The 25572-nt window shown below is 44.5% G+C and carries 26 protein-coding genes; 3 read left to right on the forward strand and 23 right to left on the reverse strand.

All coding sequences use genetic code 11. The features are described 5' to 3' along the window. Position 1: 1 nt before the first annotated feature. The 3 genes from AZ46_RS09885 to AZ46_RS09895 form a co-directional block, all read right to left on the reverse strand. Positions 2–838, reverse strand: a complete 837-nt coding sequence (locus AZ46_RS09885) for a metal ABC transporter permease (RefSeq protein WP_029279633.1) — start codon at positions 836–838, stop codon at positions 2–4. Between the two features lie 2 nt (positions 839–840). Beyond that, entirely contained in the window at positions 841–1614 is a 774-nt protein-coding gene (locus tag AZ46_RS09890; protein ID WP_029279631.1) for a metal ABC transporter ATP-binding protein, read from the reverse strand. A gap of 123 nt (positions 1615–1737) precedes the next feature. After that, the gene (locus AZ46_RS09895; RefSeq protein ID WP_029279629.1) at positions 1738–2619 is read right to left on the reverse strand and encodes a YitT family protein; all 882 of its coding nucleotides are present in this window, start codon (positions 2617–2619) and stop codon (positions 1738–1740) included. 120 nt (positions 2620–2739) lie between these two features. Here AZ46_RS09895 and AZ46_RS09900 point away from each other — a divergent pair, with 120 nt between their 5' ends. After that, positions 2740–3000, forward strand: coding sequence for a DUF2624 domain-containing protein (locus AZ46_RS09900; protein ID WP_406818057.1), 261 nt, complete (start codon positions 2740–2742; stop codon positions 2998–3000). Between the two features lie 34 nt (positions 3001–3034). On the opposite strand, the gene AZ46_RS09905 is transcribed toward AZ46_RS09900, so the two are convergent. Both AZ46_RS09905 and AZ46_RS09910 read right to left on the reverse strand, forming a co-directional pair. Beyond that, on the reverse strand, positions 3035–3931 hold the full coding sequence (locus AZ46_RS09905; protein WP_029279625.1) for a deoxyribonuclease IV: 897 nt from the start codon (positions 3929–3931) through the stop codon (positions 3035–3037). Between the two features lie 11 nt (positions 3932–3942). Further along, complete coding sequence (locus tag AZ46_RS09910) at positions 3943–5259, reverse strand: DEAD/DEAH box helicase (protein WP_029279622.1); 1317 nt, start codon at positions 5257–5259, stop codon at positions 3943–3945. Between the two features lie 243 nt (positions 5260–5502). On the opposite strand from AZ46_RS09910, the gene vrrA reads away from it, so the two are divergent. Together vrrA and AZ46_RS09920 are read left to right on the forward strand one after the other, a co-directional pair. Further along, positions 5503–6234: a VrrA/YqfQ family protein gene (gene vrrA / locus AZ46_RS21735; protein WP_051827298.1), complete on the forward strand. Its 732-nt coding sequence runs from the start codon at positions 5503–5505 to the stop codon at positions 6232–6234. Between the two features lie 125 nt (positions 6235–6359). After that, entirely contained in the window at positions 6360–7301 is a 942-nt protein-coding gene (locus AZ46_RS09920) for a 4-hydroxy-3-methylbut-2-enyl diphosphate reductase (protein WP_029279618.1), read from the forward strand. A 43-nt stretch (positions 7302–7344) separates the two neighbouring features. Here AZ46_RS09920 and AZ46_RS09925 read toward each other — a convergent pair whose 3' ends face one another. The 18 genes from AZ46_RS09925 to AZ46_RS10005 all read right to left on the reverse strand — a co-directional run bounded on the left by AZ46_RS09925 (position 7345) and on the right by AZ46_RS10005 (position 25554). Next, the gene (locus AZ46_RS09925; RefSeq protein WP_029279615.1) at positions 7345–8466 is read right to left on the reverse strand and encodes a Nif3-like dinuclear metal center hexameric protein; all 1122 of its coding nucleotides are present in this window, start codon (positions 8464–8466) and stop codon (positions 7345–7347) included. Beyond that, entirely contained in the window at positions 8463–9176 is a 714-nt protein-coding gene (locus tag AZ46_RS09930) for a tRNA (adenine(22)-N(1))-methyltransferase (protein WP_029279614.1), read from the reverse strand. Before AZ46_RS09930 ends, AZ46_RS09925 begins: the two co-directional genes overlap by 4 nt. A 135-nt stretch (positions 9177–9311) precedes the next feature. Further along, entirely contained in the window at positions 9312–9674 is a 363-nt protein-coding gene (cccA, locus tag AZ46_RS09935) for a cytochrome c550 (RefSeq protein ID WP_029279613.1), read from the reverse strand. 179 nt (positions 9675–9853) lie between these two features. Continuing rightward, complete coding sequence (locus AZ46_RS09940; protein ID WP_029279610.1) at positions 9854–10993, reverse strand: acyl-CoA dehydrogenase family protein; 1140 nt, start codon at positions 10991–10993, stop codon at positions 9854–9856. A gap of 367 nt (positions 10994–11360) precedes the next feature. After that, the gene (gene rpoD / locus AZ46_RS09945; protein WP_029279609.1) at positions 11361–12473 is read right to left on the reverse strand and encodes an RNA polymerase sigma factor RpoD; all 1113 of its coding nucleotides are present in this window, start codon (positions 12471–12473) and stop codon (positions 11361–11363) included. A 94-nt stretch (positions 12474–12567) separates the two neighbouring features. Beyond that, complete coding sequence (gene dnaG / locus AZ46_RS09950) at positions 12568–14379, reverse strand: DNA primase (RefSeq protein WP_029279607.1); 1812 nt, start codon at positions 14377–14379, stop codon at positions 12568–12570. Between the two features lie 32 nt (positions 14380–14411). Next, the gene (locus AZ46_RS09955) at positions 14412–14864 is read right to left on the reverse strand and encodes a YaiI/YqxD family protein (protein WP_051865522.1); all 453 of its coding nucleotides are present in this window, start codon (positions 14862–14864) and stop codon (positions 14412–14414) included. A gap of 313 nt (positions 14865–15177) precedes the next feature. Next, positions 15178–15990: a pyruvate, water dikinase regulatory protein gene (locus AZ46_RS09960; RefSeq protein ID WP_029279603.1), complete on the reverse strand. Its 813-nt coding sequence runs from the start codon at positions 15988–15990 to the stop codon at positions 15178–15180. A 19-nt stretch (positions 15991–16009) separates the two neighbouring features. Then, positions 16010–16648, reverse strand: coding sequence for a helix-turn-helix transcriptional regulator (locus AZ46_RS09965; protein WP_029279601.1), 639 nt, complete (start codon positions 16646–16648; stop codon positions 16010–16012). A gap of 180 nt (positions 16649–16828) precedes the next feature. Then, positions 16829–18889, reverse strand: coding sequence for a glycine--tRNA ligase subunit beta (gene glyS / locus AZ46_RS09970; protein WP_029279599.1), 2061 nt, complete (start codon positions 18887–18889; stop codon positions 16829–16831). Then, on the reverse strand, positions 18882–19772 hold the full coding sequence (gene glyQ / locus AZ46_RS09975; RefSeq protein ID WP_035207207.1) for a glycine--tRNA ligase subunit alpha: 891 nt from the start codon (positions 19770–19772) through the stop codon (positions 18882–18884). Before glyQ ends, glyS begins: the two co-directional genes overlap by 8 nt. Before the next feature lie 312 nt (positions 19773–20084). Then, positions 20085–20843, reverse strand: a complete 759-nt coding sequence (gene recO / locus AZ46_RS09980) for a DNA repair protein RecO (protein WP_029279595.1) — start codon at positions 20841–20843, stop codon at positions 20085–20087. Between the two features lie 32 nt (positions 20844–20875). Further along, positions 20876–21019: a YqzL family protein gene (locus AZ46_RS21510; protein WP_081414167.1), complete on the reverse strand. Its 144-nt coding sequence runs from the start codon at positions 21017–21019 to the stop codon at positions 20876–20878. 117 nt (positions 21020–21136) lie between these two features. Next, complete coding sequence (era, locus tag AZ46_RS09985; RefSeq protein WP_029279593.1) at positions 21137–22045, reverse strand: GTPase Era; 909 nt, start codon at positions 22043–22045, stop codon at positions 21137–21139. Beyond that, positions 22038–22436, reverse strand: coding sequence for a cytidine deaminase (locus tag AZ46_RS09990; protein WP_029279591.1), 399 nt, complete (start codon positions 22434–22436; stop codon positions 22038–22040). The genes era and AZ46_RS09990 overlap by 8 nt, the downstream gene beginning before the upstream one ends. 112 nt (positions 22437–22548) lie before the next feature. Further along, complete coding sequence (locus AZ46_RS09995; protein ID WP_029279589.1) at positions 22549–22926, reverse strand: diacylglycerol kinase family protein; 378 nt, start codon at positions 22924–22926, stop codon at positions 22549–22551. Continuing rightward, positions 22898–23371, reverse strand: coding sequence for an rRNA maturation RNase YbeY (gene ybeY, locus AZ46_RS10000; protein WP_029279587.1), 474 nt, complete (start codon positions 23369–23371; stop codon positions 22898–22900). Before ybeY ends, AZ46_RS09995 begins: the two co-directional genes overlap by 29 nt. A 5-nt stretch (positions 23372–23376) precedes the next feature. Further along, on the reverse strand, positions 23377–25554 hold the full coding sequence (locus tag AZ46_RS10005; RefSeq protein ID WP_029279585.1) for an HD family phosphohydrolase: 2178 nt from the start codon (positions 25552–25554) through the stop codon (positions 23377–23379). Positions 25555–25572 lie beyond the last annotated feature (18 nt).

Here is a 25572-nt window from a genome sequence, read left to right on the forward strand (position 1 = left end):
TTTACTGGCCCCTTTTTAATTTAGTCCATCCAATTGTAAGAACGAGAATGAGAACGGAAAGCATAACAATCGTCCCGCCCGGAGCTAAATCGAGCTGATAGGCTAACACTAAACCAATGATAACAGATATTTCTCCGAAGAGTACAGAAAAGAAAATGGCCTGCTTAAACCCTTTTGCAATCCGGATGCTTGCTGCCACAGGAAGCGTCATAAGCGATGAAACAAGCAGAATGCCGACAATCCGCATAGACGCTGCAATGACAAGCGCAACGGTTAAAATAAAGATAAAATGGATCCATTTTGAATGGATGCCCGATGCTGCTGCATGCTCCTCGTCAAATGACAAAAGGAACAGTTCTTTATAAAGAGCAAAAATAACGATCAGAACAAAGGCAGCAATGGAGATGATCACCCATAAATCCGTGCGCGTTACAGCACTTACACTTCCAAATAAATAGTTGAACAAATCTGTGTTAAATCCGTCCGCAAGTGAAATGAAGATAACACTGAGGCCTACTCCTGCCGACAGGATGATCGGAATAGCGAGCTCCTGAAAATGTTTATAAACGCCTCTGAGCTTTTCAATAAACAATGAACCCGCAACCGAAAAGCCCATTCCAAGATAAATTGGATTGAGTCCTGACATGCCGAGGACTTTCTTTTCAAGAAGAAGACTCGCGGCGATGCCGGCGAGTGTCACATGACTTAAAGCATCTGCAATCAGCGACAGTCTCCTGACGACAACAAATACTCCCAGAAGCGGAGCTATGAAACCAATTAATATGCCTGCAAGAAACGCATTCTGCAGGAATTCGTACGTAAATATACTGTTAATCATTTTTACCTTCCCCCATGATCGTGATGATCGTGAGTCAACACATGAACTGAATGACCGTAATAGTCAGACATATCAGAGCTCTTCAGGCTTTCAAATTCCTGTGTATTTCCGTGGAAATGCATATGTTTATTTAAGCATGCGACATGTGTTACCTTATCTGTGATCGTTCCGACATCATGTGTAACGAGAATGAGGGTAATACCCATGCCTTTGTTTAAACGCTGCAGCATTTCATAGAAGCTCTGAACGGTTTGAGCATCAACTCCGACTGTCGGCTCATCCAAAATGAGCAAATCCGGATCACTCACAAGCGCTCTGGCAATAAAAGTCCGCTGCTGCTGCCCGCCTGAAAGCTCTCCTATGTTCCGGTTTGTCAGTTCTTCAAGCCCGACTGCGCCAATCGCTTCTTTTACTTTTTGATGATGGGCATGGTTCAGTTTCTTAAATAACCCGAGCTTTGATGTCAGCCCGCTCGCAACCACTTCATAGACAGAAGCCGGAAACCCGGTATTAAAGCTGCTGGCTTTCTGGGAAACAAAACCGATCCGATGCCAATCTTTAAATTTGCGGATGTCCTGGCCGAAAAGCTTTATATTCCCGTGATCCGGCTTTAATAGCCCAAGCATGCATTTAAGCAGCGTTGTTTTTCCGGATCCGTTTGGGCCGACAAGACCGAGAAAGTCTCCCTCTCTCACGGTAAAATGAATATCCTCGAGCACCGCGGTGCGTTCATATGTGAAAGTCAGACTTTGAACATCAATAATAGGCTGATTCATTACATTCACTTCCAAGTTTCAGAATGGTTCCGATTTATTTTCGTAAAAAAAGATCAGAAGCCATGTCTGATCTTTAACATAGAGATTATACAAGATTACCCGTAAAAGAGCAAGAATTTCTGCTTAGTGAATCGCAGATTTAAAATTGGTACCCTTTGTTTCCTGGGTGTTCATGATGGTGATAAAGGCGTTTGTGTCAATCTCATGCACGATGGATTTAAGCTTAGTCACCTCTAGCCTTGTCACAACCACATAAATGACTTCTTTTTCATCATCAGTATAGCCGCCTTTTCCTTTCAGCTTTGTTGTACCCCTTCCAAGGCGCTGAAGGATGGCATCAGAAACATCTTCATAATAATCGGATATGATGATGACCGCTTTAGTTTCATCTAGTCCCTGAATGACTGTGTCGATTGTTTTAAACGCAATATAGTAGGCCATGACTGAATACATCGCCTGTTCCGGCCCGAAGACGAACGCCGCCCATGTAAAAATGAAAATGTTGATAAACATAACGAATTCGCCTACAGAAAACGGAAGCTTCTTAGTCAGAAGAATCCCGAGGATCTCCGTTCCGTCCATCGAACCGCCATTTCGGATGACGAGCCCGACACCCGCTCCAAGCATCAATCCGCCAAACACTGTTGCAAGCACCGGCTGGTTTGTAAAAGGTTCTACATGATGCAGCATACTTTCAATGACCGCGAGAAACACAATGCCGAATATAGACGAGATCATAAATGTTTTGCCTATTTGTTTGTAGCCGTAGTACATAAACGGCAGATTCAGAACGACCACAAGTGTCCCGAAATTAATAAACGGGAGGCTGTCAGGGGTTATGTAGTCCAAGATCAGCGAAATTCCGATAATTCCTCCGTCAATGATCTGATTGGGAATTAAAAACAGTTCAATCGAGGCTGCTGCAAGGGCAGCTCCGATCACAATCAGGATCATCCTTCTGGCAAACCGTCCCGCACTTTCTTTTTTATGCTGTTTTTTTGCCACAATAAAACTCCTTTCTTAAAGAATTCCTGTTCCGAATATGTGTAAAAAATTTGCCTTTCTTCTTTCCTGAATAGGCACTTTTTAAAAAACTCCGCCATACATTGAACTGTAGAGGAGGTTATGTACGTGATTTTATTTCAAAAGATTGTCAACCAGAAACTGAATACCCTTGATACAGACGGCCTGCTTCAGCTTGCCAAGCAGAATAACCTTTCCATCAGCAGACCCCAGGCACAGGAAATTGTGAAAATCATCAGAGGGAAAAACATCAATATTTTTAACGATGCAGAACGAATCGATCTTTTAAAACGGGTGGCTGCCATTACTTCGCCTGCGACAGCCCAGAAGGTCAATCAGCTCCTGCAGCAGTTTATTGGGTAAAAGCTGCCGGTTTCCCGGCAGCTTTTTTTTTGTTTTATTCCTGATTGCGTATTAAATCAAGCAAATCCGGGTTATATTCCTGATTGCGGAGCATCTCAATTTCAAAGCGGTACGGAGGCTTCTTGTCTTTTTTATCTTCTCCTACATATGGCGTTTCAAGGATTTTCGGAACATCCGAGAGTTCAGGATGATGAACAATCCGGTTCAGTGCTTCAAAGCCGATGTGACCGAAGCCGATGTTTTCATGGCGGTCTTTTCTGGCTCCTACCGGGTTTTTGCTGTCATTGATGTGAAGAACTTTCAGTCTGTCGAGTCCGATAATGGAATCAAATTCCTTCAAGACGCCGTCAAAGTCATTGATCAAATCGTAGCCGGCATCATGAGTATGACACGTATCAAAACAGACGGATAAATGTTCATTATGAGTCACTCCGTCAATGATCTGTGCAAGCTCATCAAACGACCTGCCGCACTCAGACCCTTTTCCGGCCATAGTCTCAAGGGCGATCTGAACATTTTCTTCTTTCACAAGCACTTCGTTCAGGCCTTCAATAATCTTTTTAATGCCTATATCGGCTCCCGCACCTACGTGCGCACCCGGATGCAGCACAATCTGTTTTGCGCCGAGTGCGTGGGAACGGTCTATTTCCGAGCGCAGAAACTGCACACCGAGCTCAAACGTTGCCGGATTTGTCGTGTTGCCGATATTGATGATGTACGGTGCATGCACGACAATATCCGAAATGCCGTGCTCCTTCATGTGTGCAAGACCGGCCGCAATGTTCAGGTCTTCTATCTTTTTTCTTCTTGTATTCTGGGGTGCTCCTGTATAGATCATAAACGTATTTGCACCGTAAGAAGCCGCTTCCTCACTTGCCGCAAGGAGCATTTTTTTTCCGCTCATTGATACATGTGATCCAATTTTAAGCATGCCTTATCCCCCTACTTGCGCTTTTTGTTCAATCTTCTTTGGCGTTTTTTAATTTCATCCATTTCACGGGACATTTTCTTTTTGTAGCCCGGTTTGACGCCCTTAGGCTTTCTCACCATGCTTTTCGCCATCTGTTCGGTTCCGTCTGACGGCTTAGCCCGTTTTTGTCTGCGTTTGCGGTCGTCAATCGTTTTCCACTCGCCGTTTGCAAGGTCCATGTTTTCAAACTGGATGCCAAGCTTTTCAAGCAAGTTCAGAGCATGCTCATTTTCAGGCTCATAAATGGTTGCCGCAATGCCTGAATAATCAGCTCGTCCTGTACGGCCGACGCGGTGGATGTAAAAATCAAGATCGCTTGGCAGTTCAAAATTGATGACGTGGCTGACTCCGTCGATATCAATTCCGCGTGAGGCAAGGTCTGTTGCAACAACGTACTGATACTCCAGGTCATTAATCTGTTTCATCATTTTTTTGCGGTCTCTCGGCGTCAGATCCCCGTGGATTCTGCCGACTCTCAGTCCTTTTGCAATCAGTCCGTCTGCAACCTCATCCGCTTTCTTTTTCGTGTTTGTAAACACGATGGCAAGAAACGGATTATAGCTTTTCAGCATTTCATAGAGCAGACTTGTTTTATTGCGGTGACGCAGGGGCACAAGGACATGTTTGATTTTCTTCGCCGCTGCCTGTTTAGGTGCAACATGGGTGAATTTCGGGTTTTCCATGTATTTTTTTAAGAATGGCTTTAGTTTCTCAGGAATCGTTGCCGAGAATACAAGCATTTGAAGCTTTGCAGGCATAGCTGCACCGATTTTGTCCACATCTTCAATAAAGCCCATATCAAGCATAAGATCAGCTTCATCGACAACAAGCGCTTTTGCATGATGAACATGCAAGGCGTTTGCTGCAACAAGGTCTTTAATACGCCCAGGCGTGCCAATGACGATTTGAGGCTGAGTTTTCAGTTTATCAATCATTCTTTGCTTATCGGTTCCGCCGATAAAGCATTTCGCTGTAATTGTTTCGTTTTCAGGAGCAAATTTAATAATGTGAAGAGCATCCTGGTAGATTTGATTTGCAAGTTCTCTTGTAGGTGCGGTAATGACGACCTGCACACTTTCGTCTGCGGCATCGATTCTTTGAATAAGCGGCAGCAGATACGCATGGGTTTTTCCCGTTCCTGTCTGTGACTGCCCGATTGCCGTTTCCCCTTTCAGAAGGGAAGGAAATAAGCGTTCCTGTATTTCAGTTGGTTCATAAAAACCCAGCGCTTTAACAGCATCTATAATAAAAGGCTTAAATGGAAACTGAGTGAACTTTGTCTGTTCCATGTTCATCATCTCCTTGATGAAAAATTAAAGTAAGACGGTTTTAGCCATACGAAGGTGAGATCTTCTTTCAAACAAAAACACTGCACGCATCCGGAGACACGCCTGTCCATCAAAACATTATATACGATATCCGGCAAAAAAACCAATTTGCTTTTTGGCCTATTCTCATAAATCTGCTGACCATCCGCAGGTACCCTGCATATTGTGTAGGTAGGATAGACGTTAGTTTAAAGGAGGGTCATCATGTTTCAGCAAAGACCAATGCCCCAAATGCCTTCAAGAGGTATGCAGCCCCAGAGAATGCAAATGGGCGCACAGCGGTTTTCGGGGCAGCCTATTGGATATCAGCAAGCAAGAGGATTAGGCTCATCCAGGTTTCAGCCTTTCGGACCGCAGATGGGATCATTTGGACCGCAGTTTGGCGGACCGGGTTTTGGAGGTCCTGGTTTTGGAGGTGCCGGGTTTGGCGGACCGGGATTCGGGGGACAGGGATTCGGAGGAGCAGGATTTGGCGCACAGCAATTCGGACAGCAGGCAATCGGAAAAAGCGGAGGGCTAAAAGGTCTTTTATCGAGATTTTTGCCGGGCGGCGGAGGCCAGGGACTTACAGGTGCGGCGAATGCAGCGCAGGGCCTTCAGGGACTCACAAATCCAGCCAATCTTTCAGGCATGCTTGGAAACGTTCAGAAAGTGCTGGGCATGGCACAGCAGGTCACTCCAATGGTTCAGCAGTACGGGCCTTTGGTACGAAACCTTCCGGCTATGATTAAAATTTACAGCGAACTTAAAGGCGGAGGCTCAAGCGACGACGGCGAAAGCACAGAAACAGCTGAAACTCAGCCTGCCGCAATCCAGACTGAGGCCGTTTCAACCGAAACATCAGAGCAAGAAACTTCAGCTGAAGTAAAACAGGCTGCAGTGAAAGAAAAAACACCTGCAGTCAAAGGCGCTTCTGCTCCAAAGCTGTATATCTGATATTCTTCTTTGAATTATTCCCCAGTCTCAGCTATAATAATGAAGAGATTACAAGAGCCAAGAGCCTGATTCTTTGGCTTTTTTCTCTTTTCTGTAAAGTACTTCTCTTTAGGGGGCTCTTTTTAATGGAAGTAATTAAGATTGCACCGCGGGGCTATTGCTATGGCGTAGTAGATGCCATGGTTATTGCCAAGAATGCCGCTCTCGATAAAACTCTGCCGAGACCGATTTATATCCTCGGCATGATTGTTCACAATAAACATGTAACTGACGCATTTGAAGATGAAGGCATCATCACGCTCGACGGAAGCAACCGCCTTGAGATTCTTGAGAAAGTCCAAAGCGGAACCGTCATTTTTACCGCTCACGGCGTTTCTCCGGAAGTAAGAAAGATAGCATCCGAAAAAGGGCTGGTTACCCTTGATGCGACATGCCCTGATGTAACAAAAACACATGATCTGATCCGTGCAAAAAAAGCGGAAGGCTATCATGTCATATACATCGGAAAGAAGTCCCATCCTGAACCTGAAGGAGCTGTCGGTGTAGCGCCTGATATCGTCCATCTTGTTGAAACAGAAGAAGATGTCGATGCTCTGACATTCCAGAATGATAAAATCATCGTCACAAACCAGACAACGATGAGCCAGTGGGACGTTTATGACATTATGGAACGCGTGAAAGAAAAATACCCGCATGTTGAATATCACCAGGAGATCTGCCTTGCGACACAGGTGCGCCAGGAAGCCGTTGCCGAACAGGCCAAAGATGCTGACCTGACGATTGTTGTCGGAGATCCGAAAAGCAACAACTCAAACCGTCTAGCCCAGGTTTCTGAAGAGATTGCAAGCACGAAGGCCTACCGCATTTCAGACCTCAGCGAACTGAAGCTCGAATGGTTTGAAGGAGTGAAGAAAGTGGCCATCACAGCAGGCGCTTCAACTCCGACCCCTATTACCAAAGAGGTCATTCAGTTTCTTGAAAAGTATGACCCTGAGAACACTCTGACGTGGAATATTGAGCACAATGTTCCCCTGCAGAAGATTCTTCCGAAAGTAAAAGCAAAATAAAAAAGTACAGCCGCCGGAAATCCTTTTTTCCGGCGGCTGTTTTTTATACAAGGCTAAATGGATCGGTGTTAATTGCTGAAGGGTAGATGCCCACTTCAAATTTCTTTTCTTCACACATTGAAAGCAGAAGGTCTGAGACCCCTTTTTTCATCACTTTCTCAGCGTTGTGGCCCGGGTCAACGATGTTTAGGCCAAGCATCATAGCGTCGTGAGCCGTATGGTAGTACATATCCCCTGTCACATAAACATCAGCACCCTTGCGTTTTGCGTGATGGATATATTTGTTTCCGTCGCCGCCAAGAACCGCTACTTTTTTGACTTTGTCTTCTTTATTTCCAACAAGTCTCACAAACGGCACATCGAGCGCCTCCTTTACATGAACGGCAAACTCTTCAAGTGTCATTTCTTTTTCCAGTTTTCCGATTCTGCCAAGACCAAGTGACTTCCCTCCGTTTTCAACCGGATAGATGTCGAACGCAGGCTCTTCATATGGATGTGCTTTCATCATAGCTGATACAATTTTCTTCTGACTGCTCGCTGGAATGACCGTTTCGATTCTCTCTTCTTCTGCACATTCCAGCTTTCCTTTTTCTCCGATGTAGGGATTCGTTCCTTCAAGGGGAAGAAAACGCCCGGTTCCTTCTGAAGAAAAAGAACAATCGCTGTACATGCCGATGTGACCTGCACCTGTATCCCCCAGAACGGTCCGTATCCGGCCGGCGTGATCTTTCGGGACATAGACCACCAGTTTCTTCAATGTCTCCTGATAGGTGTCTGCCAGGACTTCTGTGTCTGTGAGCCCGAGAGCGTCTGCGAGCAGATCATTCACTCCGCCTTCTGCGACATCCAGGTTTGTATGGGCAGCATACACGGCGATATCATGCTTGATGCATTTTTCAATGAGTGCTCCGCCTGGCTGGTCGGTTGCAAGCTGTTTTAGCGGCCTGAAAATAGGAGGATGATGGGCAATGATCAGGTTTGCCTTTTTTTCAATGGCTTCATCCACCACTTCATCAAGTACATCCAGTGCCACTAATACGCCTGTTATCGGTTTATTCAGCGTTCCGATCTGCAGGCCGATTTTGTCTCCTTCCACCGCATATTCTTTCTTTGAAAAAGATTCGAAGAGCTGAATGATTTCATAGCCGTTTGGTTGTTTGCTCATTCTCCCGCCGCCTCCTCAAGCATGGCAATCATGCGAGTTAATTCCTGCATTTTCCTGCTGTTTTCTTCGCTTTCTGTTGCCTTGCTTATATTTTCTAAAATACGTTTATAGTGTTCTTTTTCCTGTGACCACTTCTTTATAAACGTGCTTGATTGTTTTCGCATTAAATGGGGTCCTACAAGAAGGCCGGTTTCAAGAGAAACATCTTGATACGGAGCTTTTGCGTCTCCTCTTTCCCCGACAAGAATTTCATAGATTTTTCCGTCCTCTTCCAAAATCTCTTCATTCACCAGTTCCCAGCCGTTTTGAAGCAGCCATTCTCTAATGTGATGAGCATGAATATTCGGCTGAAGAATCAGCCTCTGCACACCCTGGAGCTTTTCCTTTCCTGCATCCAGAATCTTTTCGATCAAAGCACCGCCCATGCCGGCGATCGTAATGCAGGTGACTTCATTCGGCCCTATCACTTCCAGCCCGCTGCCGAGACGCACAGAGATGACATCCTCGAGTCCGCTTTTTTTCACCTGTTTTTTGGCAGACTGGTAAGGCCCTTCCACAACCTCTCCCGCTACTGCAGAAGCGGCCAGCCCGTTCAGAAGGGCATAGCAAGGCAGATAGGCATGGTCTGAGCCGATATCAGCAAGCACCGCACCTTCAGGTATATAATCAGCCACTGTTTTCAGCCGTTTTGATAAGTTTACATCGTTCATTTTCTATCACCACATTCTTATGTACTTTTAAATCAGTCTCTCTATATAATAAGAAAAGTCCTCCGCAGATGCAAAGGACTTTTCTTTATCACATTATGTAATGCTTTAAGCGTCATAATATGACCCGGTTCAAGGCTATTTGATTTCTGATACCCATTTGGCCATTTCGTCAAGCTTTTCATCAGGAACAAGTCCTGCAGGCATTGCTCCGCGGCCGTTTTTAATCGTGTCTTTGATTCCGTCAACACCGAGCTTGTCCCCTACTCCTTTAAGAGCCGGACCTGCTCCGCCTTCGTAATTCTCACCATGGCACGAAATACAGTTCTGCTTGTAGATTTCCTCCGGTGAAGCGTTTGCAACTTCCCCTGATTTATCTTCTTCTTTTCCTTCACCAGCCATTTCCTTCATATCGCCGAGCCCCTTGATGGATAAGAAAAACATAAGGCCGATTCCGATTACGGCAACTAGAGCAAATGGAATGAGCGGATTGCGATTCATTATGTAACCTCCCCTATGTAAAAATCTTGAAATGCAGGTAAACGATAGGTTTAAACAATCTCTATTTTACTTGAAAACGCTGTTAAGGAAAAGAGTTATTGCAGAAAGATGGCGTATTTTTCAAAAATTAGACAAAAAAACCTCATCTGTTAAGATGAAGTTCTTCAAATCACGTTCGTTCAGCACCCAATCTGTCTGGCAATAACCATTCTTTGAACTTCACTCGTGCCTTCACCAATCTCAAGAAGCTTTGCATCCCGAAGATAGCGCTCCACCTGGTATTCTTTCATATAGCCGTATCCGCCATGAATTTGGATCGCCTGGTTGGATACCTCTGTGCACATTTCAGATGCGAACAGCTTGCAGTAGGACGCTTCTTTAGTGAATGGCTTTCCTTGATCCTTGAGCCAGGCCGCTTTGTATACCGCTGTACGCGCAAGGTCAATTTTCATGGCCATGTCAGCAAGCTTGAACTGTATCGCCTGAAACTCGCTTAGCGTTTTGCCGAATTGCTTTCGCTCCTTTGAGTAAGCAAGCGCCTTTTCAAATGCCGCCTGTGCAATCCCGACAGCCATTGCAGCAATTCCGATTCTTCCTCCGTCAAGAGTCATCAGGAATTGCCTGAAGCCGTTCCCCTTCTTGCCAAGGAGATTTTCAGACGGAACCTCGACATCTTCTAAAATCAGTTCTGTCGTGTTGGATGCGTTCAGCCCCATTTTTTCATAATTATCAATGACCTTGAAGCCAGGTGCATCTGTCGGAACAATAATGGCACTGATTTCTTTTTTTCCTTCATTCCGTCCAGTAATGGCTGTTAATGAAAGAAATTTGGCGTAAGAAGCATTTGTAATGTAGCATTTGTTGCCGTTGATCGTAAACTTGCCGTCCTTTTCAACTGCTTCAGTCAGGGTTCCTCCTGCATCAGAGCCTGCGTTAGGCTCAGTGAGACCAAAAGCCCCTAAAGACTCTCCAGAGCAGATTTTTGAAAGATATGTTCTCTTCTGCTCTTCTGTTCCAAACATGCTGATTGGCGCCCCGCCTAAAGAAATATGGGCGGAATATGTAATGCCTGTCGAACCGCAAGCTTTGCTTAATTCTTCCGTTACGATTGCAAAACTGGTTGTATCTGCTCCGCTTCCGCCGAATTCCTCAGAGAATGGCAGTCCAAGAATGCCCATATCCCCCAGCTGTTTGAAAATTTCGGCCGGAAACTGTTTCGTTTTATCCCGTTCATATGCTCCCGGTTCCACAACTTCTTCTGCGAATTCCCTGATGGTTTTTTGAATCATGCGCTGCTCTTGTGATAGTTCAAAATTCATTTTATCCCTCCGTTTTGAATACGCTTACATTATAAATTATAAGATGAACAGCTCTATTTTCACAACTTTTTAAATTTTTTATTTTATGAAAAAATATTTTTTTGTGTTTGTTTTGTGCCCATTTGCCCGGAGATGATCCTGCAGCCGGAATGAAACCCGCATGTTATCAGGGTAAAATCATGTTTTCCCCGTCTATTCAGCAATTGCTGCCGAAGAATTTTTTTAAGAAGGCAGTTTGCAAATTAAATAACAATTAAGTAAAATAATGAAAAGAAGATGTAAGAAAAAGGGTGTTAGCGCTGTCACATCTGATTCTTAAGAATTTGAACAACAAAAAAAAGCGAACGTAATGTCCGCTTTCTGCTTTCTATTCAAGAAAATCTTTAAGCCGTTTGCTTCTGCTTGGATGGCGAAGCTTGCGAAGCGCTTTTGCTTCAATCTGACGGATACGCTCTCTTGTTACGCCGAAAACTTTTCCGACCTCTTCAAGAGTGCGGGTACGTCCGTCGTCAAGTCCGAAGCGAAGACGAAGCACGTTTTCTTCCCGGTCAGTAAGAGTATCAAGCACATCTTCAAGCTGTTCTTTCAGAAGTTCGTATGCAGCATGCTCAGATGGAGATGTGGCATCCTGATCTTCTATAAAGTCACCAAGATGCGAGTCATCCTCTTCCCCGATTGGAGTCTCAAGAGAAACAGGCTCCTGCGCAATCTTAAGGATTTCTCTGACTTTATCAGGCGTCAGATCCATGTCTTCCGCAATCTCCTCCGGTGAAGGCTCACGGCCTAAATCCTGAAGCAGCTGGCGCTGAACCCGGATCAACTTGTTAATTGTTTCAACCATATGAACCGGAATACGGATCGTTCTTGCCTGGTCGGCAATGGCGCGTGTTATGGCCTGGCGAATCCACCAAGTAGCATAGGTACTGAATTTAAAGCCTTTGCGGTAATCAAATTTCTCTACCGCCTTCATCAGTCCCATGTTGCCTTCCTGGATCAGATCGAGAAACAGCATTCCGCGGCCTACATACCGTTTTGCAATACTGACGACAAGACGGAGGTTTGCTTCAGCGAGTCTTCTTTTCGCTTCTTCGTCTCCTTCTTCTATCCGGTTTGCAAGCTTAATTTCTTCGTCTGCAGTCAAAAGGTCTACTCGTCCGATTTCTTTAAGGTACATGCGGACAGGGTCATTTATTTTAACGCCCGGCGGCACACTCAAATCATTCAGGTCAAACTCTTCTTCCTTTGCAAGCTGCTGAATGTTCGGGTCTTCTGTTGATTCGTTATCTCCCACCAGTTCAACACCCTGTTCACCCAGGAATTCATAATACTCATCCATTTGGTCTGATTCAATTTCGAAGCCTGACATGCGTTCAGCAATCTCTTCGTATGTTAAAACTCCACGTTTTTTTCCGATTTCAGTTAATTGGTCCTTAGCCTGTTCCAATGTCAATTCAGAATCATGGGTTTGTTTATCAGCCATTGGATCCCCTCCTTCCAAACTCTTGCAATTAGTGCTTTATAGTAATGTTCTGATTGGAAATAATCAATCAGCAACAGTGAATCTCATTTCAGTGCTATTTAAGGCTTTGTTTCAGCTTAATGATTTCCATGGCAATGCCGGCAGCTTTAACAAAATCCTTTTTGCGTTCTGCATCGTGCTTTTCAGATTCTTTTTCTTTTATCATTAACCAATTTTGGTGATTCAACACCTGTTTGATATAATCTGACAGCTCCCGCTCCGAAATTTCTTCATTCACGGAAAGCATCGCGATATCTGAAACCACTTGATGAAGCTTATGATCAGGCAGTCTCCTCAGAAAGGAGCTTACATTTGCTTCAAAGCCCTCTTCGTAATAAGCATATAAATAAGTAATAATGGCTCTGTGTTCCTCAATATTAAATTGAAGCCCCACCCTGTCCAGCACTTTTTGGGCGATTTCTTTGTTTCTCAGCATGTGGGCGATGAGCAGCCTTTCTGCATTATGAAAAGCTTTCAGAAGGCGCTTTTGCTGCGGTATCCTTGTCTCCGTTTTTGGAGGAGCCGGCGCAGCCTGCTCTTTTTTCGGCTCACGCTGCCTGCTTCCTTTCTGATCAAGCACACGGCTTTTCAAAACATCCATGGAGAGTGAAAACTCTTCAGACAGCTGTTTCAGATAAAGCTCAATTTCAACAGGATTGTCAAGAAGACTCAGCTCTCTGACTATATCTTCGATGTACTGCAGTCTTTGTCCTTCATCGTGCAGATTTTTGCCTTTTCTGAACATCTGCATCTTAAATGCCATCAGCGTAATGCTTGCCCCTATTACATCCTGCCTGAACTTCTCGGCTCCGTGTGTCCGGATGTAGTCATCAGGGTCTGTCCCATGAGGCAGGGCGGCTACCCGCATTTTGCATCCTGCAGCAGCAAGTGTTCTTGAAGCCCTGAGCGTTGCCTCCAGGCCTGCAGAATCTGAGTCATAGCATATGATAACATCTCCTGCATTTCTTTTGATGATTTTTGCCTGGGCATCTGTAAGCGATGTACCCATTGTGGCAATCGCATTCGGCACATTTGAACGGACAGCAGATATCACATCGGCAAAACCTTCGAATAAAACGGCTTGCTGATTTTTGCGTATATGTACTCTTGCCTGATGAAAATTGTAAAGGACCTTGCTCTTATTGAAAATCGGGGTTTCAGGACTGTTCAGAAACTTCGGCTGTTCCTTGCCGAGCACTCTGCCTGAGAACGCGATTGTTCTCCCGGTATGGTCAAGGATCGGGAACATAACTCTGTTTCTGAAGCGGTCAAGATAGGAATCAGAATTGTTCTTCTTAACAAGAAGCCCTGCTCGTTCCATCATTTCGGGACTGTATCCGCGTTTGGTCAGAAATTTCGCAGCGAAATCCCACGAATCAAGCGAATAGCCAATTTCAAACTGATCGATAGTTTCCTTATCAAAGCCTCTGCCTGTCAGATAATCAAGAGCTTCCTGGCCTTCTTTCGTGTTTACGAGCAGGTGATGGTAAAACTTTTTCAGCAGTTCATGAGCTTCAATCATTTTTTCATCATCGCTGTTTGCGTCTTTTGGCTGGGCGGAATGAAGATGATCCGGCAGTTCTATGTTAAGCCTGTCTGCTAAAGATCCGGCTGCCTCCACAAAGGAGAGCCCTTCTATCTGCATCAGAAAGGAAAAAACATTTCCTCCGGCGCCGCATCCAAAACAGTGGTAGATCTGCTTATCATGCGAGACAGAAAATGACGGAGATTTTTCTCCATGAAAAGGACAGAGACCAAAATGATTTCGCCCCTGCTTTTTCAATTGAACATATTCGCCTACAACATCCACGATATCTGCAGACTTCTGAATCTGATCAATAAGTTCGTCAGGAATACGATTTGCCATAGTAACATCTCCGTGAAACTAATATTCGCGATTTAATCACCAATTCCTGCATCTTTCGACAAAATCTTTTGAAGGGTGCGGACAAAATGTTCCCGGTCTGCTCCGGTAAACTTCTTCGGTCCTTTCGTATGATTCCCGCTTCGCCGTTCCTTTGCGGAAAGATACCTGAACTGAAGAGCTGTTTCAATCGAATCTTCTGTAAGTTCTATACCCCGGGGTGTGATAACTGTAACCCCTTTTTTAAGGAGAAGCCCTGCAAGACCGATGTCCTGAGTCACAACGGTATCGTGCCTCGAGGTGTGATTAACAATGTATAAATCAGCAGCTTCTTTTCCTGTGTCCACGTATACCCAGTCGCATCCATATGTAGTTGATGACTGATGATTGTAGGAAGCAACAAACAGGACCCGTACCCCGTGCACTGCAGCCAGATCAGCAATCTCCTGTTTAACCGGACACGCATCTGCGTCGACAATAATCTGCATCTTTTTTTCGCCGTCTTTCACTATTCTACATCACTCCGAAGGATTCCTTCTAAACTATCCAGAAAAGATGCCAAAGGAAATCAAGACTGAATTTGTCGAATTATTTTTTAATGATTAGCTTGACAGATCACAATAAATAGTTTATTCGTAATAGGTCAAGTCTAAACCTAAAATAAGTAATTTTATCACAATTTTTTATTATAATACAAAGTCTTTCATTTTTCCATTCTTTTTAGCCAATTAAAGCTGTAAACAGGATACATGCAGAAAACTCAGAGTATCAGGCCACTCTGAGTCTTTACATCCGTTAGATTCAGTTGTATCTGTTCATGATGTTCTGGATCATGTTGGCTGTCTCTTCTACCGCTTTATTTGAAACATCAATCACCTGGCAGCCGATTCTGTCGATTATTTTTTCGAAGTATTCAAGCTCCACTTTGATTCTGTCAATGTTGGCGTAGATCGCCTTGTCGTTAAGCCCCAGTGAAATGAGCCGTTCTTTTCTGATATCGTTTAACTTGTCCGGGCTTATTTTAAGGCCGATGCATTTTTGCGGCGACACTTTAAACAGCTCTTCAGGCGGTTCAACTTCCGGAACGAGCGGAACATTGGCCACTTTAAACCGTTTGTGCGCCAGATACTGGGACAAAGGCGTTTTCGATGTTCTAGACACACCGACAAGGATGATATCCGCTTTCATGATGCCCCTTGGATCTCTTCCATCATCGTATTTTACGGCAAATTCAATGGCTTCTACCTTTTTGAAGTAATCTTCATCAAGTTTTCTTACTCTTCCCGGCTCATATTTGGCTGAGATGCCGTACGCAGATTCCATTTTATCAATGAGCGGTCCGATAATATCGTAATAAACGACCCCCTGGGCTTCCGCCTCCTCAATCAGTCCCTGCCTCAGGTCAGGCACAACAAGGGTAAAGCAGACAATAGCCTGTTCAAGCTTTGCATGGGCGATAATCTCTTTAATCGTTCCAAGATCCTCTACATATGGAATCCGCTTTACTTTGGTGTCTGCAGCGTACCCGTTGAACTGGCTGATCGCAGCTTTGATAACCAGTTCAGCCGTTTCACCGACAGAATCCGAAACAACATAGACATGACGATTGTACATACCATTCCCCACTCCCCAGTTAGATGATTTCATTCTCCGCTAGTCCGACCAATATCTTTGTCATATTTGTTTTTGTAATTCTGCCTGTTACTTCGAACCCTTTATCTGTTTCTTTAATAACTGGAATGGCATCAATTTGTTTATGAATTAAATATTTCGCTACATCCACGATGTTGTCCTCTCTGCTGCACATCGTGATGTTCGGCATTCTTGTCATAATGATATTGACCGGAATCGATGCAAGCTCCTGCTTTCCGATGCTTGCCCTGAGCAGATCTTTCCTCGACAGCACACCGACAAGGATGGACCCCTGGTCGACGACAAAGAGCGTCCCCACATCTTCAAGAAACATGGTCACAATGGCATCGTAAACAGACACATTTTCATTTACAACGACAGGTATGGACTGAAAATCCTTTACCTGAAGTTTTTTCAATTTATCAGACAGCATGCCGGCTCCGGTCTTGCCTGTGTAAAAATAGCCGACTCTAGGCCTCGCTTCCAGGTATCCGGCCATCGTCAGGATGGCAAGGTCAGGCCGCAGAGTGGCCCTCGTTAAATTCAGCTGGTCTGCAATGTGTTCGCCGGTAATCGGCCCGCTTGCTTTTACAATCTGCAGAATATGTTCCTGTCTTTTATTTAATTCGATTGTACTCACCACCTTAAGGTTCCAATACATATGTATCTATAGTTCTGCTTTCACTCAATCCAAATAGGTTATACTCATATAAAAATATTATATACTATTTGAGCAGATTGAAAAGAACCTTTTCACAGGCTGCTTTTGAAATACGTAAACAAACGGGACGATTGCCTCAAGGCAACCGTCCTCGTTTCTCTATTTTACAATGACAGCATTCATGTCCGCAAAGGATTCAATGAGTGCTGCAAGCTTTTTCATCTGGGCAAGGCGATTTGTTTTCAGTGCTTCGTCTTCTGCCATAACCATAGTTTCGCTGAAATAGCTCTCAATGGCAGGCTGAAGGGAGCGAAGAGCTTTAAACGCTTCTTTATACTCGCCGCGGGCTCCGTGCGCAGCATATGCTTCCGCTGCTTCTGTGTACTTGCTGTAGAGATCTTTTTCTTCCTGATTTTTAAACAGGGAAGGATCTACAGCGTCACCCGTTCCTTTTTTGGAGATATTCTGAACGCGGGCAAAAGCTTCCATTTCTTCTTTAAATCCTGCTTCACCTGCAGCAGCGGCCAGAACTTCCGCTTTGGAGAGGACAGCCGTAAGTTCAAGCTGTTCAGACCCAAGAACCGCATCGACGATATCGTATCTGATTTTCTTTTCATCAAGAACATGCTTGATGCGCATTTTAAAGAATGAACGCAAATCTGCCATTACTTTTTCTTTATCCGAACCTTCAAATGGAGCAAGGGCAGCTTCAAACAATTCATCAAGCGTCACCTTCCACTGCTTGGCAAGAAGAATGTGAACAATACCGCTTGCCTGACGTCTGAGTGCATATGGATCCTGCGATCCTGTCGGAATGACGCCGATTGAGAAGAATCCCGCAATCGTATCCAGTTTATCCGCAAGAGCAACAATCGCACCCGCGGTGGTTGAAGGTGCTGCATCATCCGCGTGACGAGGCATGTAGTGCTCGTTAATGGCCGCTGCCACTTCTTCTGCTTCGCCGAACGCTCTTGCATATTTTTCACCGATGATTCCCTGCAGTTCAGGGAACTCATAGACCATATGAGTGACCAGATCGAATTTGCAGATTTCAGCTGCGCGCACCGCATGTTTTTTCTCTTGCTCTGACGCAAAGCGGTCTGCCAGTTTTTCAGACAATGCCGTTACTCTTCTGACTTTATCGCCTGTAGAACCAAGTTCTTCGTGGAAAATGATTTTATCAAGTTTCTTTACGTTATTTGCAATCACAAGCTTTTGATCCTCATTGTAGAAGAACGCAGCATCAGAAAGGCGTGCACGCAGCACTTTTTCGTTTCCTCTTGCTACATTTTCAATATGGTTGTGATCACCGTTTCTGACAGTCACAAAGAATGGAAGCAGCTTTCCTTCTTTGTTTTTCACAGGGAAATATCTCTGATGTTCTTTCATCGTTGTAATCAGAACTTCTTCAGGAAGAGACAGATATTCTTCTTCAAACTTGCCGAAGAGCGCCGTCGGATACTCTACAAGATTCGTTACTTCTTCAAGCAGATCCTTATCGATCGGAATCTCCCATCCGTTTTCTTCTTCGATATGATGAAGCTGTGTCAGAATCGCTTCTTTCCGTTTTACCGGGGAAGCGATAACGTATTGTGAAAGAAGGGTTTCTTCATAGTGAGATCCTGATTGCACCGTCTGATCCTGTCCCAGGAAGCGGTGTCCTCTTGTTTCATTGCCTGTTTTCACACCGGTGATTTCAAACGGAATGATTTCGCTGCCAAAGAGCGCAATCATCCATTTGATCGGACGTGCAAACCTTAGGTCCTGGGATCCCCAGCGCATATTCTTCGGGAATGTCAGGCTTGTGATGATGTCTTTAAGCTCTGACAGCAGCTGTTTTGTTTCTTTTCCCTTAATAAATTTATGAACATGGGCATATTCAATGCCGCCGATTTCTTTAAAATAAATATCCTCAGGAGACGCTCCCTGGCCTCTTGAAAAGCCGGCAGCCGCTTTTGACCAGTTTCCTTCTGAATCAAGCGCTATTTTCTTCGCCGGTCCTTTCGCTTCTTCTTCAATATCCTTCTGCTTTTCCGCAACATCCTCAATCCGTACGGCAAGCCTTCTCGGAGTTGAGTAAACATGCACTTCTCCAAATGAAATGTTTTTCTCTTTCAGCCAGTTTTCAACTTTCATAGAAAGCTGATTCATCGCATCTGTTACAAATCTTGCAGGAAGCTCCTCAAGTCCAAGTTCAAGCAGCAGATCCTGTTTACTCATTTGTTTCAGCCTCCTCTTGTTTCAGCATTGGAAATCCAAGCTTCTCCCGTTCATTATAAAAAGTTTTGGCTACTTTTCTGGCAAGGTTTCGGACGCGGCCGATATATCCCGTTCTTTCTGTCACGGAAATCGCCCCTCTTGCGTCAAGCAGATTGAACGTATGGGAACATTTTAAAACATAATCATATGCAGGGTGCACAAGTCCCTCGTCCATCTGGCGGTGGGCCTCTTTTTCATAAATGGAAAACAGGTTAAAGAGCATATCTGCATCTGATGTTTCAAACGTATATTTAGAATGTTCGTATTCAGGCATCAGGAAGATGTCACGCACAGTGTATCCTTCTGTCCATTCCAGATCGAACACATTTTCTTTATCCTGAATGTAGGATGCGAGACGTTCGATACCGTAAGTAATTTCAACAGAAACAGGTTTGCATTCGAGTCCCCCTACTTGCTGGAAGTAAGTGAACTGTGTAATTTCCATGCCGTCAAGCCATACTTCCCACCCGAGTCCTGCGCATCCAAGAGACGGGTTTTCCCAGTTATCCTCAACAAAACGGATATCATGCTTCAGCGGGTCAATGCCAAGAGCTTTAAGAGAATCGAGATACCACTCCTGAATATTGTCAGGAGAAGGTTTAATAATGACTTGAAACTGATGATGCTGATACAGTCTGTTCGGATTTTCGCCGTATCGTCCATCTGCCGGGCGGCGGGAAGGTTCAACATAGGCTACCTTCCAAGGCTCCGGACCTACAGCTTTCAGGAACGTGTACGGGCTCATTGTACCTGCCCCTTTTTCTGTGTCATATGCCTGCATTAATACACAGCCGTGATCAGACCAGTGTTTTTGCAATGTCAATATCATGTCTTGAATATTCATAACATGCACCTCCAAAATGTATTGTCATTCACAAGATAAGCAACAAAAAAACTCCCGTCTCTATGCTGCTTAATCTCAGCATAGGGACGAGAGTTAACCCGCGGTTCCACCCTAATTGCAAGTGCACTTAGTGCACTGCCACTTTCCGTAAGCGCCGCTCGGGAAACGCCTTTCTTTGCCTGTTGTCACCCGGCTTCCACCGTCCCGGGTTCGCTTTCGCACAACTGCAGCAAATACTCTTTTTCCTTCATAGCAGCTCCATATAATTATTAGCATCATAACCTGAATGCAAGCTCAAAGTCAATAGGCCCGTTAATCCGAAAGCTTGCCACGCAGCGCGTCCATCTGATCAAGGAAACGCTTGGATTTAAGAAAAAGGCCTGAGTACTCGCTGTAGTATGTATGGATGACCATTTTCAGCTCCGCCTTCGTTTCGGGTTTTAAAGACACTTGCCCAAGCCTTTCCAGATCAAAATAATAAAACAGCCTCAGCAGCTTGGCGGTTCCCTGCGAGATCTTGAGTCTGTAAGGGTCCATTTCAAAGCAGCGGTGGCACAAAAAGCCGTTTTCCCGAATGGAAAAATGAAACGTTCCATCTCTGCTTCCGCAGTTGACGCAAGAGTCAAGCTGAGGATAAAGACCAAGAACATTCAGCATTTTCATCTCGAAAATGTGAAGCAGAACATCCGGGTCCACTCCTTCATTCAAAAGCTTGAGAGACTGGCTGAAAAGCTCAAAAAGAAAGGGATTAGGATCATTTTGCTCCGTGCTTTTATCAAGCAGCTCCGCCATATAGGATGCATATGCCGTCAGAAAAATATCTTCCCTGATGCCTCTCATTGATGCTATTGTTTCTCCCTGCTGAAGACCGCCGAGACCTGTTGATTTTTGAAATAAAAAATACCCGTAAGTGAATAACTGTGTAGAAGCAGTCAGGCGGCTGTTCGGCTTTTTAGCGCCTCTCGCCATAACGCCCACTTTTCCAAGCTCACGGGTATAGAGTGTCACAATCTTGTTTGTTTCACCATAATCATTTGTGCGTATCACAATGCCTTCGCATTTTTGAAGCAATCATTCTCACCATCCAGAAGGATTCGGTCAGATCACGAAATTGGAAAGTCCGCTTCTGTCAGCTCATGATCATGTAAATCGGGTCCGTCACCAGTATCTTTTTCCATTTCCTTAAAAAGAAGATAGGTATCAATATTACCTGTCTGAATAAACACTTTCCAGGTAAAATCAAGCATGTTAACCCCGCCTTTCAGTTGTTAAGAGAAGCAAGCTGTTATCCAATTCTATACCGTTATCTTGACCGAACATCCTTCGTTTCATGTTAGATAAAATTTGTTAATTTCAAGGAGCTTTTAATATTCATCTTCTCTGAAACCGAAGTCTCTGAGCTGATTCATTTTATTGCGCCAGTCTTTCTGCACTTTCACCCAAAGCTCTAAAAATACTTTCGTCCCAAGCAGCGCTTCAATATCTGCCCTAGCCCGCTGGCCTACTTCCTTGAGCATTTTTCCCTGTTTGCCGATGACAATTCCTTTTTGAGAATCACGTTCGACAATAACGGTTGCACTTACGTAAATGGACTGATTGTTGTCGCGTCTTTCAATCGCATCAATCACCACTGCAACCGAGTGGGGAATTTCTTCGCGTGTTAAATGCAGCACTTTTTCCCTGATAAGCTCAGAAATAATGAACCGTTCAGGATGATCTGTCACCTGATCGGCAGGATAGTACTGCGGTCCCGCTGGAAGATAAGATTCAATCTGTTCAAGAAGAGTGTCCACATTATTGCCCTGAAGAGCTGAAATCGGAATAATTTCCTTGAAGGGATAGAATGCGCGGTACTGGTCAATCAGCGGAAGAAGCTGATCCGGATGGATCTGGTCTATCTTATTAATGATCAGGAAAACAGGTGTCTTTGTATGCTGAAGTTTTTCAATGATAAATTCATCTCCGCGGCCATAGCCTTCTTCTGCATTGATCATAAATAAGACGACATCGACTTCCTTAAGCGTATTCTGGGCTACCTTCATCATAAAATCGCCCAGTTTGTGCTTTGGTTTATGGATTCCAGGTGTGTCTATGAACACAATCTGAGATTCGTTTGTTGTATATACGCCTTGTATTTTATTACGTGTTGTCTGTGGTTTGTCGCTCATAATCGCGATTTTCTGTCCGATCACGCGGTTTAAAAATGTTGATTTCCCAACGTTCGGTCTGCCGATAATGGAAACAAAACCTGACTTATATTCATTTTTACTCATTCAAATCCTCCGATGAAAATGCCCCGGGCAATAATTCAGCAACTGTCCATTCTTTTACGTCGCCTTTTAAATTTGTCAGTATTACTTTCATGTCTCTCGGACACAATTCTGAGATGACCTGCCTGCACGCACCGCACGGGGACACAGGGCCCTCCGTATCTGCTACGATGGCAATGGCCGCAAACTCCTTGTCGCCTTCTGATACAGCCTTAAAAAGCGCTGTCCGTTCTGCACAGTTCGTCATGCCGTATGAGGCATTTTCAATATTGCAGCCTCTGTACACTTTTCCGTCTTTTGTTAATAGAGCAGCACCAACCTGGAATTTGGAATAAGGAACATATGCCATTTCCCGAGCTGCTATTGCTTCTTTGATGAGTTGTTCTGAGTTCAATGCTATTCTCCCTTTCTTAAGCGGCTCTGTGTACTTCTATTTTACCTCTGCCGGAATGAAATTTCACCTGATTGCCGCAAATGTAATTTAATTGTAAGAATTTTCTCATAACTTAAAGGATCTTTGGAAAGAAAATGAGTAACCCTATCATAACCGCAAGAATGGCATAAATCAAAACAGCGCCGGCTGCTGCGTCTTTGGCTGCCTTTGCAAGCGGGTGATAGTCGGCGGTTACAAGGTCAACAACACGCTCTACCGCCGTATTCATGAGCTCAAGCGAGAGCATTCCGCCCATAAGGAAAAGAATGATGATCCACTCGCCGGCAGACAGGTGAAAGTACAGCCCGGCCCCCGTCACGATCAGACATACAAAAGCATGAATCTGAAAGTTCCGCTCATGAATCAGGGTCATCTTTATCCCCTGCCAAGCATAATAAAAACTTTTTAAAAACCGTTCACGCTCAGACTTCTCTTTTAAGTCCATACGCATCGAGAATATCCTTTTGTTTGCCGAACATCTTTTTTTCATCTTCTTCTGTCATGTGGTCATATCCCAGCAAATGAAGAAGGCCGTGAACAGCCAGAAATCCTAGCTCTCTTGTAAAAGAATGACCGTATTCTTCCGCCTGTTCCTTTGCACGGGGCACTGAAATGATGATATCCCCGAGGATGCGGGGCATATCTTCCCCGCCGACGATCGAAACCTCGCCTTCGCCCAGCTCTTCCATCGCAAAAGAAATGACGTCCGTTACCTGATCTTTGTTCCGGTACTCTCTATTTACTTCCTGAATTCTCTGATTGTCTGTGAACGTAACAGAAAGCTCTGCATCCTGAGGCACGTTCTCAGTTTGAGCCGCGTGCTGCAGCAGGTTTTCGACCATAGAAAGCTGGTCTTGTGAGAGCTGTTCTGTTTCATCCTCCATATCGATTATCATTCTGTTCATGCCTGTTTCACCTTCTGTTTTGTAATTTCCGGATATTCAATTCTTGAGTGAAATATCCCCTTTAATGTTTCGCTGAATGATTTCGCAATGATATCCAGTTCCCTCAGAGTCAGATCACACTCGTTCAGCTGATGGTCCTGAAGCCTGTCCGCAATGATTCCGCGTATCAGCTTTTCAATTTTATCCGGTGTCGGACTCGACATGGATCTTACCGCAGCCTCTACACTGTCTGCAATCGAAATAATCGCGATTTCTTTTGTCTGCGGCTTCGGTCCGGGATATCTGAACTCTTCTTCGTATATATCAGGGTGGTTCTGCTTCGCTTTATGATAGAAAAACTTCAGCAGGGTTGTCCCGTGATGCTGTTCTGCAATATCCACAAACTCTTTGGGCATTTTGTGTTTCCTGAGCATTTCCGCACCGTCTGAAGCATGTGCGATAATCACATTTTTACTTAGCTGGGGAGACAGTTTATCATGCGGATTTTCAATATTCATCTGATTCTCAATAAAGTACTGAGGCCGTTTTGTTTTTCCGATATCATGGTAATAGGCTCCCACGCGGGCAAGCAGTCCATTCGCACCGATTGCCTCGCACGCTGCTTCTGAAAGATTTGCGACCATGACACTGTGATGATACGTCCCTGGTGTTTCAGTCAGAATTTTTCTGAGCAGAGGATGATTCGGGTTCGACAGCTCAATCAGTTTCATTGTCGAGAGAATTCCGAAACCCGTTTCAAAAAACGGCATGAATCCAATTGTCAGAACAGACGATATGAGTCCGGAAGCAAGAGCCATTATGAAATAAGAGCCCAACTCAATATTTGAGTAGCTTCCGTTTTGTATCAAGGTGATCGCTGTGATGATCATGATGTTGATCAGCGCCACAAACAATCCCGTCTGCAAAATTCTTGACCTGACATTCTGCTCGTTCAAAAAGAGGACGCCTGCTATACTGCCGAACAGGAAGTAGATGCCGATCGTGAAATTGAACGTCCCCGTTACGCCTTCATTAAAGATAATGCTGCCGCATACAGCAAAGATAATGCTTGTCAAAATGGCCAGTCTCTCATGGAGAAGCAGCTTGATCAGCATGGCACCCATAGCGACAGGAACGAGATACCCTACGTTATTATAATTGATTTCCTGAAAGAAGCTGATAATTTTAATCAGCAGGATGGTAATGCTGAATATCAGGACATACAGAATGAGAGAGTGATTTTTTCTGTGCGGCTGTCTGTCAGGAGCCTCAAAATAATAAATGAGCGCCGCAAGGATCAGAAGGATCATCAGCAGCAGACCGGCAAACGGCTTCAAAGCAAGCTTATTGTCGAGAAGACCTACAAGATCAAGTTTGCGGTAGATATCCCTGCTGATGTAACCGCCTTCTTCAACAAGAATCTGTCCCTGTTTAATCTGTACTTCATTGACATCATCGTATGCCTGCTGCTTTTTCTCTTCCGTCGCATCAAGATCAAAGACATAGTTCGCAATAACGGCATATCTTCCGAGTTCAATCGCTGCTTTCAGTAAGTCCGCCCTTAAATTCGAGGATGTAAGGTCCTCTTCAACCAGATCCTTTGCCTCATCCTGCTTCTGCAGCGGAATTTCCTCGCTCATCACCCGGTTGACTGCCGTGACCGCTGCATCCTTGGCTATATTCAGCTCATTCTCCGAGGATTCAAGGAGAGCGGTGAATGTATCATCTGAAATTTTTTCTCGGATATCTTCTGTAAGCTTGTCCTTCAGCCGAATGAGTTTTTCTTCAATTGATACTGTGTAGGCTTCTTCGCCTTCTGTCACATTTTCATTCTGCAGCTTCATTTCATCTGCAGCCTCTTTGTTTGTTTCTTTTACAAAGTCAAAGATCGATGTTATGACTTCTACGCGGTTTACAACATAATCTTTTCTCAGGACATATTCATCTTGAACGGCATCGTATGCTTCCTGCCGTTTGCTCTCAGTTTCAAACGTATCTTCCGCCTGAGTCGGAGCTATGATTGTCTGATCAGAGTAAGTAAAAAGTTCAACATCAACCGTTTCCGGCTTTACATTGCTGTAAAGGGAGACAAAAATGACAGCAGCAAGCAAAAAATACATGGAAATATGTATAAACTTATAATGCTTTAACGTTTCAATGAGCTGACTGAGCTTAGCACTTCGCTTTGTTTTCATAACATCACCCCCCGCTCC

The organism is Metabacillus indicus LMG 22858 (assembly GCF_000708755.2).
GTDB classification, from domain to species: Bacteria; Bacillota; Bacilli; order Bacillales; family Bacillaceae; genus Bacillus_P; species Bacillus_P indicus.

What these genes read in the sequence shown, in the direction of transcription:
- AZ46_RS09885 (WP_029279633.1), bottom strand. Translation starts at nt 838, where the DNA reads ATGATTAACAGTATATTTACGTACGAATTCCTGCAGAATGCGTTTCTT.
- AZ46_RS09890 (WP_029279631.1), bottom strand. Translation starts at nt 1,614, where the DNA reads ATGAATCAGCCTATTATTGATGTTCAAAGTCTGACTTTCACATATGAA.
- AZ46_RS09900 (WP_406818057.1), top strand. Translation starts at nt 2,740, where the DNA reads ATGTACGTGATTTTATTTCAAAAGATTGTCAACCAGAAACTGAATACC.
- AZ46_RS09905 (WP_029279625.1), bottom strand. Translation starts at nt 3,931, where the DNA reads ATGCTTAAAATTGGATCACATGTATCAATGAGCGGAAAAAAAATGCTC.
- AZ46_RS09910 (WP_029279622.1), bottom strand. Translation starts at nt 5,259, where the DNA reads ATGGAACAGACAAAGTTCACTCAGTTTCCATTTAAGCCTTTTATTATA.
- vrrA (WP_051827298.1), top strand. Translation starts at nt 5,503, where the DNA reads ATGTTTCAGCAAAGACCAATGCCCCAAATGCCTTCAAGAGGTATGCAG.
- AZ46_RS09920 (WP_029279618.1), top strand. Translation starts at nt 6,360, where the DNA reads ATGGAAGTAATTAAGATTGCACCGCGGGGCTATTGCTATGGCGTAGTA.
- AZ46_RS09925 (WP_029279615.1), bottom strand. Translation starts at nt 8,466, where the DNA reads ATGAGCAAACAACCAAACGGCTATGAAATCATTCAGCTCTTCGAATCT.
- AZ46_RS09930 (WP_029279614.1), bottom strand. Translation starts at nt 9,176, where the DNA reads ATGAACGATGTAAACTTATCAAAACGGCTGAAAACAGTGGCTGATTAT.
- cccA (WP_029279613.1), bottom strand. Translation starts at nt 9,674, where the DNA reads ATGAATCGCAATCCGCTCATTCCATTTGCTCTAGTTGCCGTAATCGGA.
- AZ46_RS09940 (WP_029279610.1), bottom strand. Translation starts at nt 10,993, where the DNA reads ATGAATTTTGAACTATCACAAGAGCAGCGCATGATTCAAAAAACCATC.
- rpoD (WP_029279609.1), bottom strand. Translation starts at nt 12,473, where the DNA reads ATGGCTGATAAACAAACCCATGATTCTGAATTGACATTGGAACAGGCT.
- dnaG (WP_029279607.1), bottom strand. Translation starts at nt 14,379, where the DNA reads ATGGCAAATCGTATTCCTGACGAACTTATTGATCAGATTCAGAAGTCT.
- AZ46_RS09955 (WP_051865522.1), bottom strand. Translation starts at nt 14,864, where the DNA reads ATGCAGATTATTGTCGACGCAGATGCGTGTCCGGTTAAACAGGAGATT.
- AZ46_RS09960 (WP_029279603.1), bottom strand. Translation starts at nt 15,990, where the DNA reads ATGTACAATCGTCATGTCTATGTTGTTTCGGATTCTGTCGGTGAAACG.
- glyS (WP_029279599.1), bottom strand. Translation starts at nt 18,889, where the DNA reads ATGAGTAAACAGGATCTGCTGCTTGAACTTGGACTTGAGGAGCTTCCT.
- glyQ (WP_035207207.1), bottom strand. Translation starts at nt 19,772, where the DNA reads ATGAATATTCAAGACATGATATTGACATTGCAAAAACACTGGTCTGAT.
- AZ46_RS21510 (WP_081414167.1), bottom strand. Translation starts at nt 21,019, where the DNA reads ATGCTTGATTTTACCTGGAAAGTGTTTATTCAGACAGGTAATATTGAT.
- era (WP_029279593.1), bottom strand. Translation starts at nt 22,045, where the DNA reads ATGAGTAAAAATGAATATAAGTCAGGTTTTGTTTCCATTATCGGCAGA.
- AZ46_RS09995 (WP_029279589.1), bottom strand. Translation starts at nt 22,926, where the DNA reads ATGCGTATGGACTTAAAAGAGAAGTCTGAGCGTGAACGGTTTTTAAAA.
- ybeY (WP_029279587.1), bottom strand. Translation starts at nt 23,371, where the DNA reads ATGATAATCGATATGGAGGATGAAACAGAACAGCTCTCACAAGACCAG.
- AZ46_RS10005 (WP_029279585.1), bottom strand. Translation starts at nt 25,554, where the DNA reads ATGAAAACAAAGCGAAGTGCTAAGCTCAGTCAGCTCATTGAAACGTTA.